Origin of the sequence: Streptomyces sp. NPDC088732 (assembly GCF_044751205.1) — a bacterium.
Taxonomy (GTDB): Bacteria; Actinomycetota; Actinomycetes; order Streptomycetales; family Streptomycetaceae; genus Actinacidiphila.
Window position 1 is genome coordinate 1 of sequence record NZ_JBIVLI010000044.1, and the last position, 11,455, is coordinate 11,455.

Annotated in this window: 2 protein-coding genes and 1 pseudogene; 2 read left to right on the forward strand and 1 reads right to left on the reverse strand. The window is 73.4% G+C overall.

Features of this window, described 5'->3' with window-relative positions; genetic code table 11:
* The first annotated feature begins 21 nt into the window (after window positions 1-21).
* A complete protein-coding gene (locus ACIP9H_RS41265) occupies window positions 22-4,674 on the forward strand; it encodes an SDR family NAD(P)-dependent oxidoreductase (RefSeq protein WP_401964134.1) in 4,653 nt (1,550 codons plus the stop codon).
* A 151-nt stretch (window positions 4,675-4,825) separates the two neighbouring features.
* A complete protein-coding gene (locus ACIP9H_RS41270; RefSeq protein WP_401964135.1) occupies window positions 4,826-6,040 on the forward strand; it encodes a cytochrome P450 in 1,215 nt (404 codons plus the stop codon).
* A 126-nt stretch (window positions 6,041-6,166) separates the two neighbouring features.
* Here ACIP9H_RS41270 and ACIP9H_RS41275 read toward each other — a convergent pair.
* Window positions 6,167-11,452: pseudogene (locus ACIP9H_RS41275) on the reverse strand (SDR family NAD(P)-dependent oxidoreductase); the annotation flags it as partial.
* Between the last annotated feature and the right edge of the window lie 3 nt (window positions 11,453-11,455).

Below are 11,455 nucleotides of genomic sequence, written 5' to 3' on the forward strand. Positions count from 1 at the left end.
GCGGGTCTGGGTGTGGGGGACGTGGATGTCGTCGACGGGCACGGCACTGCCACCCGGTTGGGTGATCCGATCGAGGCGCAGGCGTTGCTGGCGACCTATGGTCAGCGGTCGGGTGGGCGTCCGTTGTTCCTGGGTTCGGTGAAGTCGAATCTGGGGCATGCGCAGGCGGCTGCGGGTGTGGCGGGTGTGATCAAGATGGTGATGGCGATGCGTCATCGGACGCTGCCGGTGACGTTGCATGTGGATGAGCCGTCGCCGCAGGTGGACTGGTCGGCGGGCGCGGTGGAGCTGCTGACGCAGGCCCGCGAGTGGGAGGTGCAGGACCGTCCGCGCCGTGCGGGTGTGTCGTCCTTCGGGATCAGCGGCACCAACGCCCACGTCATCCTCGAAGAAGCACCCATGGCGGCAGCGGACAGCGCAGCGTCGGGTGAGACGCTCCCGGTCGCCGGGGACGTTCTCGCGGTGCGCGCGGCCGACGGCGACGCCGGCCCGGATGCCGGAGCTGACGACGCTGTGTCCCTGCGCGGCCCGTTGCCGTTTGTGGTGTCGGGGCGTGGTGTGGGTGGTTTGCGGGGGCAGGCTGGGGTGTTGCGGGATTTTGTTGCTGGTTCTGTGGGTGTGGGGCTGGCGGATGTCGCGGTGTCGTTGGTGTCGTCGCGTGCGGTGCTGGGTGATCGTGGGGTGGTTGTCGCGGGGGATCGGGAGGGGTTGCTGGCGGGGTTGGACGATCTTGCCGCGGGTCGGGGTGTGTCCGGTGGTGTGGTGTCGGGGGTGGCGCCGTCGGGTGGTGTGAGGCCGGTGTTCGTCTTCCCGGGTCAGGGTTCTCAGTGGGTGGGGATGGCTCGGGGGTTGTTCGAGGGTGTGCCGGTTTTCGCGCGGTGGTTGGAGGAGTGCTGCGGGGCGTTGTCGGCGCAGGGCGGGGTGGATGTGCTCGGTGCGTTGCTGGGCCGGGATGACGCGTTGTCGCTGGATCGGGTTGATGTGGTGCAGCCTGCGTTGTTCGCGGTGCAGGTGGCGTTGGCGCAGACGTGGCGGGCGTTCGGTGTGGAGCCGGGTGCTGTGGTGGGGCATTCGCAGGGCGAGATCGCCGCGGCGTTCGTTGCGGGTGTGTTGTCGTTGGAGGACGCGGCGCGTGTGGTGGTGGTGCGCAGTGGGTTGATCGCTGGGGGGTTGGCCGGTGGTGGGGCGATGGTGTCGGTTGCTCTGCCGGCGGTGGAGGTTGCGGGGCGGCTTGCTGCTTGGGGTGGGCGGGTGTCGGTTGCGGTGGTGAACGGTCCGCGGTCGGTGGTGGTTGCCGGGCAGGCGGATGCGGTTGCCGAGGTGGAGGCTGTGTTCGCGGGGGAGGGTGTGCGGGTGCGGCGGGTTGCGGTGGATTACGCGTCGCACAGTGTGATGGTGGAGGCGATCCGGGGGGAGTTGCTGGAGGGTTTGTCGGGGGTGGTGCCGGGTGTGTCGGCGGTGCCGTTCTATTCGGCGGTGACGGCTGGGGTGCTGGGGGGTGAGGGGCTGGATGCGGGGTACTGGTACCGGAATCTGCGGGAGCCGGTGCGGTTCGAGGAGGTGGTGCGGCGGTTGGCCGCGGATGGTTTCTCGATGGCGGTGGAGGTCAGTCCGCATCCGGTGCTGGTTCCGGCGATCGAGGAGATCTTCGCGGAGGGTGAGGGTGGCCGTTCGCTGGTGACGGTGGGGACGTTGCGGCGTGACCGTGGCGGTGTCGGTGATCTGTACCGGGCGTTCGGTGAGGCTTTCGTGCAGGGTGCGTCGGTTGATTGGGCGCGGGTGTTCGAGGGTTCGGGTGCGCGGCGGGTGGCGTTGCCGACGTATGCGTTCCAGCGGCGCAGGTACTGGCTGGACCTGGCACGCACGGTTCCCACCGACGCCACCCACCTCGGCCAAACCCCCCTCACCCACCCCCTGGTGGGGGCCGTCGTCCCGCTGTCCGACCCGGACGGTCTCGTGATGACCGGTCGGCTCTCCCTGCCGACCCACCCCTGGCTCGCCGACCACGCCGTCATGGGGCAGACGCTGCTCCCCGGAGCGGCGCTGGTGGAACTGGCGGTCCGGGCCGGCGACGAGACCGGCTGTGATCATCTGGAGGAACTGACCCTGGAGGCACCGGTGTTGCTCTCCGGTCCCGAAGGCGTCGCGCTTCAGGTCGTCGTCGGTGCCGGAGACGAGGACGGCAGGCGGCCGGTGACCGTACGGTCCCGCCAGGACGCCTCCGCGTCCGGTGCCTGGACCCGGCATGCGACCGGAACACTCGCTGCCTCCCGCCGTCCCGCCTCCTTCGACCTGCGGCAGTGGCCGCCGGCCGGCGCGCGGGCGATCGACCTCGACGGGGTCTACGACCGCCTGGCCGACCGCGGTTACGGCTACGGCCCCGTGTTCCAGGGCCTGACCGCCGCCTGGCAGCGCGGCGACGAGGTCTTCGCCGAGGTCGTGCTCCCCGAGGCGGCCCGCTCCGACGCGGCCGCGTTCGGACTGCACCCCGCCCTGCTCGACGCCGCCCTCCAGACGTCGATGCTCGGCGACGATCCCGACGCGGCGGTGTCCCTGCCGTTCTCCTGGACCGGGGTGACCCTCTTCGCCACCGGCGCGCAGACCCTCCGGGTGCGGCTGGCACGGACCGGGACCGACACGGTCTCGCTCGCGCTGGCGGACGCCACCGGAGCCCCGGTCGCCGAAGTAGCCGGCCTGGTCGCACGTCCACTGCCGGCCGGCGGGCTGTCTCCGGCCGCACCGGCGGAGGACACCGTCCACCAGGTCGCCTGGGAGCCGTTCACCGCCTCCGACGCCGCGATCGACCCGAAGACCTGGGCCCTGCTGGGGACCGCCGCCGACGACGTACGCGTGGCCGGCGGCGCGGGACTCGCGGTCTACCCGGACCTCGCGGCCCTCACCGCGGCGCTCGACGGCGGGGCGACAGCGCCCGAGACCGTGCTGCTGGCCTGCTCCTCGGTCGCGGAAGAAGGTGCCGACGTGCCCGCGAGGCTGCGCCGGACCCTCTGGCATACCGCGGACAGCCTCGGCGGATGGCTCGCCGACGACCGCACCGCCGGCTCCCGGCTGGTGCTCCTCACCCGGGGCGCGGTCCCGGTGACGGCCGGCGGCACGGTCGCCGATCCGGTGGCCGCGTCGGTGTGGGGGCTCGTCCGCTCCGCGCAGGCCGAGCACCCGGGGCGGTTCGTTGTGGTCGACCTGGACGGCGCGGGCACGCTGCCCGTGACGCTGCTGGCGAGCGTCCTCGCGGCCGGGGAGCCGCAGGCGGCGATCGGCTCGGGGACCGCGCTCGTTCCCCGGCTGCGGCCCGCCGCATCACCCGGCGCGACCGCCCCGCACACCCGTTTCGCCGAGGGCGGGACGGTGCTGGTGACCGGTGGCACCGGTGGCCTGGGGGCCCTGACGGCCCGTCATCTGGTGGAGCGGCACGGGGTACGGCGCCTGCTGCTCGCGGGCCGGCGTGGTCTGGAAGCCCCGGGGGCGCGGGAGTTGCGGGAGGAGCTGTCCGCGCTGGGGGCGCAGGCGGTGGACGTGGTGGCGTGTGACGTGTCGGATCGCGGGCAGGTGGCGGCGTTGCTGGCGTCGGTTCCGGCCGGGCACCCGCTGACGGCTGTGATCCACACCGCGGGCGTGCTGGACGACGCGACGCTGACCTCGCTGACGCCCGAGCGGCTGGACACGGTGCTGGCGCCGAAGGCGGACGCCGCCTGGCACCTGCACGAACTGACCCGGGACCTCCCGCTGTCGGCGTTCGTCCTCTACTCCTCTCTCGCCGGCACGCTGGAGACCGGAGGCCAGGCCAACTACGCGGCCGCCAACGCCTTCCTCGACGGTCTGGCCCACCACCGGCGGACCCTCGGGCTGCCCGCGCTGTCCCTGCCGTGGGGGCTGTGGTCCCAGCCGACCGGGATGACCGGCGGTCTGGACGCCACCGGCCTGCACCGCATCAAACGCACGGGCACGGTGCCGCTGACCCCGCAGGAGAGCCTGGCGCTGCTCGACCGCGCACTCGCGGCCGAGGACGCCGCGGTCCTGGTGCCCACCCGGCTCGACCTGGACGTGCTGCGGCGCAGCGACCCGGAAACGGCGGCCGCGCTCCTGCGCGGCTACGTCCGCCCGCCGCGGCGGCAGGCCGCCGCGGGCGCGGCCGGCCCCGCGTCATGGCGCGACCAGCTGGCACGCCGGACGCCCGGGGAGCGGCGCCGCGCCGTGACCGAGATGGTCAGGCGGGCCGTTGCGGGTGTGCTCGGGTACGACGGTGCGGAAGCCGTACGTCCCACGCAGTCCTTCCGCGAGATGGGATTCGACTCGCTGGGCGCTGTCGAACTGCGCAACCGCCTTGCCACGGAGACCGGTATCCGGCTGCCCGCCACGCTGGTCTTCGACCACCCGAGCTCGTCGGCGCTCGCCGAGCACCTGCTGGAGCAGGTCGCTCCGGCGGAGGCGGCGGCAGCCGTTGACGACGCCTCGGCCGGGGAGCGACTGCGGGCGATCCCGCTCTCCCGGATTCGGGAGGCCGGCCTGCTGGACGCTCTGCTGGCACTCGCCCAGCCGTCCGATCGGTCGCCGGCCGTCTCGCCGGCCGAACCGGCCGCCGACGAGAGCGAGTCGATCAAGGCGATGGACGTGGACGCCCTGATCCGGAAGGCGCTCGGTGAACCGACGGCCGAGTGACGGCGTTCGCGGGGCCCGGCGAACAGCGCCCCCGCGGGGAGTCGACGCCGCGGGCGGGGTGTCCCGCCCGTAAGGGCCGTTCAGGTATCTGAAGTCCGGCAGCAGCCGTCCCGGAAGGGACGGCTGCTGCCCTGGTGATTGCGAGGACCACATGACAGAAGCGGCTTCGGTGAACGCCGCACCGCCCACCCCCGTCCCCTATCCCTTCACCGGCAGCCACGGCCTCGATGTGCACGAGGCGTACGCCGCCGCCAGGGAGGCGGACGGGATGATCCGCGTGCAGTTGCCGTACGGTGAACCGGCCTGGCTCGCCACGCGCTACGAGGACGTGCGGTTCGTCATGGGCGACGCGCGGTTCTCACGCGCGATGTCGGTGCAGCCCGGCGAACCCCGCTACACACCGGCCGTCAGCGAGACGACCATCATCTCGTTCGACGCGCCCGAGCACACGCGGCTGCGGACCCCGGTGGTCCGCGCCTTCTCCAGGCTTCGGGTGGAGGACATGCGCCCCTGGGTGCGCAAGGTCGCCGACGAGCTGCTGGACGCCATGATCGCGGGCGGCGACCGCGGCGATCTGGTGGGGGGATTCGCGTTGCCGCTGCCGATCGCGATCCTCTGCGAACTGCTCGGCGTGCCGGACGCCGACCGGCCGCAGTTCCGCGAGTGGAGTGATGCGGCCCTGTCGACGAGCCCGCTGCCGGCCGAGGAGCGGGAGCAGCGCATCATGGCCCTCTACGGTTATCTGGCGGCGCGGGTCGCGGCGGCCCGCGGCGCGGAGGAGCCGCAGCAGCACGACCTGCTGTCCGCACTGGTGGCCGCGCAGGACCCGGAGGACGAGCTCAGCGAGCAGGAGCTCACCGAACTCGTCCTGGGCATCGTCTTCTCGGGCTACGAGACGACCGCCTCGATGTTCCCCGACTGTGTTCACGTGCTTCTGGGGCATCCGGACGAGTGGGCCGCTCTGGTCGCCGATCCCGAGCTGATCCCCACCGCTGTCGAGGAGTTGGTGCGGTTCGTGCCGATGGGTATCGGCGGGGCGTTTCCGCGTTACGCCAAGGAGGACGTGGAAGTCGGCGGAGTGCTGGTCCGCGCGGGCGAGCCCGTCCTGCCCGTCATCTACGCGGCGAACCGCGACGCCGGCCAGTTCCCCGAGCCGGACGCGATCCGGCTCGACCGGTCGGCCAACCAGCACCTCAGCTTCGGCCACGGAGCCCACTACTGCCTCGGCTCGAGGCTGGCCCGAGTCGAGTTGCAGGAGGCACTGCACGCACTGGTGACGAAGATGCCGGAGCTGAAGGCGGTCGAGGACATCCAGTGGAAGGAATCGGTCATACGGTCGCCGGAGCGGATGGTCGTGAGCTGGTGAACAGCGGGAGGCGGGTCTGCTGAGCAGGCCCGCCGCCCCGGCGACCGCCGTGTGTACGGTGGCGGCACAACGCGCGACGCCCCGGGCCTGCCAGGCCCGGGGCGTCGCGCTGTCTCTGTCACACCGTCAGATCAGCCGTTTCGACGTCAGCCAGTCGTGAACCGCTCGGGCTGTGTGAGCGCCGTGTTCCTCCATCATCGAGTAGTGGTTGCCGGGCACGTCGACCACGTGGTCCATGCCCTCCAGCGTCGTCTGCCAGGGGCCGTGCGTCGACTCGGGGTCCATCGGCTCACTGGCCCGGACCAGGAGCACGGGCACCTCGATCGGCCGGGGACGCCAGCCGGTGAAGAACCCGAACGACCAGATGTAGGCGGCCAGTCGAGTGCTGTCGATGGGTACCACCCCGGCGGCCCGGTCGTACATCACCCGCATCATCGCGACCCGGGCCTCGTCCAGGTAGGGGTCGTCGAGGGTGTAGGTGTCGAGCAGCGCCACCGCCCGGGGCGGACGGCCCAGTGCGCACAGATGCCGGGCGATCTCGTACGCGACGAGTCCCCCCGAGGACGTGCCGAGCAGGACGAACGGTTGGTCACCCACATGCCGCAGCACCGCCTGCGCCTGGAGCGACAGCAGGGCCGCCGCGTCGGCGGGCAGCGGTTCGTCCTCCGTGAACCCGGGCGCGGCCAGGGCGGAGACGCTCCCCGGACCCGGCCAGGCGGCGGCGAACCGGTAGTACACGTGGGCGCCCGTGATCGGGACGATCGGGTTGACGCAGACCATCCGCAGGCCGCCCTCGCCCGACACCAGGGGCACCGGCGCGGGTGGCTGCGCCATCTGGGACGGATCGCTGAACATCGGCCGCAGCCGGGCGACGCTCATCAGCAACTGCCCGGCGTCCTCGGCCCTGCCCCGCTCGACGGCGTCGAAGTACAGGTCGCTGACCTTGTCGGTCATCGCGGTGTCGGCCGCCGTTGCCGCTGCCGCCCCGGGGTCCGCGCCGGCCAGCTGCTCGCCGACGTACTGCGCGAAGTCCGCCAGGTCGGGGTGGTCGAAGACGACCGTGGGCCGCAGGTTCAGGCCGGTCGCCCGGTTCAGCCGGTTGCGCAACTGCATGGCGGTGAGGGAGTCGAATCCCAGGTCGGGGAAGGCGCGACGGGTGTCCACGGCCTCCGCCGCCTTGTGGCCGAGCACCGCGGCGACGTGCTCGCGGACCAGTTCCAGCGCGGCCTGCTGCCGTGCGGCCCCGCTGAGGGCGGCCGGCCTGGCCGCCGTCCCGGCCGGATCGCCGTCCGGTACCGTGTCGCGGTGCTCCGCGGTGGCCGGCTCTCGCAGTGCCCGCCGCACCTCGGGCTCGCCGAGCAGGGGGCTGGGGCGCCCGGAGGTGAACCCGAGCGCGAAACGCGCCCAGTCGACACCGGCGATCACGGCGCAGCCGTCGTCATGGGCCACGGCTTCCAGCAGTGCGTCCAGCGCCCGGTCGCCGTCCATCGGCAGCACTCCGCGCCGCCGCAGGAACCGTTCGGCCTCCGCGTTGCCCGCCATGCCGTCACCGGCCCAGGCCCCCCAGGCGATCGAGGTGGCCGCGGCGCCGCGGGACCGCCGCCGCTCGGCGAGCGCGTCGAGCGCGGCGTTGGCCGGCGCGTAGGCGCCGTGTCCGGCACTGCCCCACACCCCGGAGCCGGAGGAGAACAGCACGAACGCGTCCAGCGGGCGGTCACCGAGCAACTCGTCCAGGAGCTCGGCGCCCCGGACTTTGCCGGACAGCGTCTCGGCGAGCTCGGTGATGTCCAGGTCCCCCAGCGGCACCGGCCGTACGGTCCCCGCGGCATGCACCACCGCTGTGACGGGCTGCGCCTGCGGTACCGCCGCCAGCACCGCGGCGAGCGCCTCTCGGTCGCTGACATCGCATGCCGCGAGCGTCACCGAGGCGCCGGACGCCTCCAGTTCCGCGGTGAGCTCCTCGGCCCCCGGGGCCTGGGCGCCCCGTCTGCTCAGCAGCAGCAGGTGTTCCGCGCCCTCGGCCGCGAGCCTGCGGGCGACCCGCGCCCCCACCCCGCCGGTGCCGCCGGTGATCATCACCGTGCCGTGCGGCCGCCAGTCCCTCGCGGTCGCGGGATCCGTCCGAGGCTCGGCGCGGACCAGGCGTCGTACCGAGGCCCCACCGGCTCTCAGGGCGATCTGGTCCTCGCCGTGGCCGCCGCAGATCGCGGAGGCCAGCAGGTCGGAGCCGGCGTCCGGCGCCCAGTCGACCAGCCCGCCCCAGACATGAGGAAGCTCCAGCGCGGCCACCCGCCCGAAGCCCCACAGCTGCGCCTGTGCGACAACCGGCGCCGCGTCCGACGGGGAGACCGCCACCGCGCCCCGGGTCAGCAGCCAGAGCGGGGCGCCGGACGCGATGTCACCGAGCGCCTGCACCAGCGCCAGGGTGGCCGCCATCCCGGTGGGGACCTCAGGACGGGCAGGGTGCGGCCGCTCGTCCAGGCCGAGCAGGCTGACCACACCTGCGGCGCCCTCGGCGGCGGTCCGCAGCCGGTTCGTCAGCGAGGTCCGGTCCGCTGCCGCCTCGACGGTGAACAGCTCCACCTGGGCGCCCGCCCGGGTGAGGGCCTCGGTCACCGATGCGGCCGGCTCAGCGTTCACATTCCCGTCCGGCACGGCCAGCAGCCACCGGCCGGATGCCGTGGCGGCGGGCAGCGCACCGGGCCCCCGCCACACGACCTGGTGGCGCAGGCCCTCGGACGCCGGGTCCTCGGTGTCCTGGGTGTCGGGCAGCGGCAGCCAGAAGCGCTCGTGCTGGAAGGCGTACGTCGGCAGGTCCACCCGACGTCTCCCGGCGCCGAACACGGCCCGCCAGTCCACGTGCGTGCCGTGCACATGGACCTCGGCGAGGGAGGCCAGGAACCGGTCCCAGCCGCCGTCCCCGCGGTGCAGCGTGCCGGTCGCCACGACGTCAAGACCGAGGGCGGCCGCGGTCTCCGTCACGGCGAAGCGCAGCGCCGGGTGTCCGCTGGGCTCGACGAAGACCCGGTGGTCCTGTGCGAGCAGCGCCCGGGTGGCCTGTTCGAAGGAGACCGTGAGCCGGAGGTTGTCGTACCAGTAGGCGGCGTCGAGCCGCGCGGTGTCCAACTCGCCACCCGTCACGGAGGAGAAGAACGGGATACGGGAGGAGCGCGGTACCGTCCCGGCCAGGTCGGCCAGCAGGGCAGCCCGGACCTCGTCCACCTGCGCCGAGTGGGAGGCGTAGTCCACCGCCAGCCGGCGTGTCCGCACTCCCTCGGCCGCCCACTGCTCCTCCAGGGCCGCGAGGGCCTCGGGCTCGCCGGCGACGACGGCCGAGGACGGTCCGTTCACCGCGGCCACGGACACCCGTCCCTCCCAGGGCCTGAGGTATTCCGCCAAGCGGTCCTCCGGCAGCGCCACGGACGTCATCCCGCCGCGGCCGGCGATCCGGGCCACCGCCATGCTGCGCAGTGCCACGATCCGTGCCGCGTCCCGCAGCGTCAGCGCCCCGGCCACATAAGCGGCGGCGATCTCGCCCTGGGAGTGACCCACCACGGCGGCGGGCTCCACGCCGACGGAACGCCACACGGCGGCGAGGGAGACCATCACCGCCCACAGCACCGGCTGGACGACGTCCACCCGGGCCAGCGCGGCCTCGTCGTGCAGGACGTCCAGGAGCGACCAGTCCACGAACTCGCCGAGTGCCGCCGCGCATTCGGCCATGCTTTCGGCGAACACCGGAGAGGTCGCCAGCAGGCCGTCGGCCATACCGAGCCACTGCCAGCCCTGTCCGGGGAAGACGAACACGCTCCGGGCGCCGGGCTGTGCGACGCCGTCGACCACCGGTGCCGCCGGGTCCCCGGCCGCGAAGGCCGCCAGGGCGCCGGTCAGCTCGGCGTGGTCCCGCCCCACCGCGACCGCACGGTGGGCGAGGACCGGACGGCTGGACACCAGCGAGAACCCGACGTCCGCCGGGTCCGGGTGCGGCTGGGCGGACACCCGGGCCACCAGCCGGGCCGCCTGCTCCCGCAGCGCCGCCGCACTCGCACCCGAGACCACCCACGGCACCACCTCAGGCGCGGGAGAACCCACCTCCGCCGGCTCCGTCAGTCCCTTCGGCTCGGGTGCCTGTTCGAGAATGACGTGGGCGTTGGTGCCGCTGATGCCGAAGGCCGACACGGCCGCGCGGCGCGGCCGGCCGCGGTCCGGCCAGGGGGTCTCCCGGTCGAGCAGTGCGACGGCGCCGGCGGTCCAGTCGATGTGGGTCGAGGGTCTGCCGATGTGCAGCGTCACCGGGAGGGTGCCGTGCCGCATCGCCATGACCATCTTGACGATCCCGGCGATTCCGGCCGCTGCCTGGGTGTGGCCGATGTTGGATTTGACGGAGCCGAGGTGGAGGGGGTGTTCGGCGGCGCGGTCGCGGCCGTAGGTGGCGATCAGCGCCTGCGCCTCGATGGGGTCGCCGAGGACGGTGCCGGTGCCGTGGGCCTCGACGGCGTCGACGTCGTCCGGCGCCAGTCCCGCGTCGGTCAGCGCCTGCCGGATGACGCGCTGTTGCGCCGGGCCGTTGGGGGCGGTGAGGCCATTGCTGGTGCCGTCCTGGTTGACCGCGCTGCCGCGGACGACGGCGAGGACGGGATGCCCGTCGCGTACGGCGTCGGACAGCCGCTCCAGCACCAGGACACCGGCGCCCTCGGACCAGACCGTGCCGTCCGCTGCGTCCGAGAACGGCCGGCAGCGGCCGTCGGGCGAGAGCCCGCGCTGCCGGCTGAACTCCAGGAACATCCCCGGCGTCGACATCACGCTGACCCCGCCGGCGAGGGCGAAGGAGCACTCCCCGCGCCGCAGCGCGTTGGCCGCCAGATGGACCGCCACCAGCGCCGACGAGCAGGCGGTGTCCACCGACAGTGCCGGGCCGCCCAGCCCGAGGGCGTAGGAGATCCGGCCCGACATCACGCTGGTGGCCGCCCCGGTGCTCAGGTAGCCCTCGAACTCCTCGGGAACCGTGCCCATCCGCCCGTAACCCTGGTGGAACGCGCCGACGAACACCCCGCCGCCGCTGCCCGCCACGCTCTGCGGATCGATACCGGCCCGTTCCAGCGCTTCCCAGGCGGTCTCCAGCAGCAGCCGCTGCTGGGGGTCCATCGCGTGCGCCTCGCGCGGGGAGATCCGGAAGAACTCGGCGTCGAAGCCGGTGGCGTCGTCGATGAACCCGCCGGTGCCGACGTACGTCGTCCCCGGCTGGTCGGGGTCGGAGCTGAACAGGTCAGTGGTGTCCCAGCCGCGGTCGGTGGGGAAGGGGGAGATGGCGTCGACGCCCGCGGTGACGAGATTCCACAGGTCCTCTGGGGTGGTGACACCGCCGGGGAAGCGGCAGCCGATGCCGACGATGGCGATCGGCTCGTGCTGTGCTTC

What these genes read in the sequence shown, in the direction of transcription:
- ACIP9H_RS41270 (WP_401964135.1), top strand. Translation starts at nt 4,826, where the DNA reads ATGACAGAAGCGGCTTCGGTGAACGCCGCACCGCCCACCCCCGTCCCC.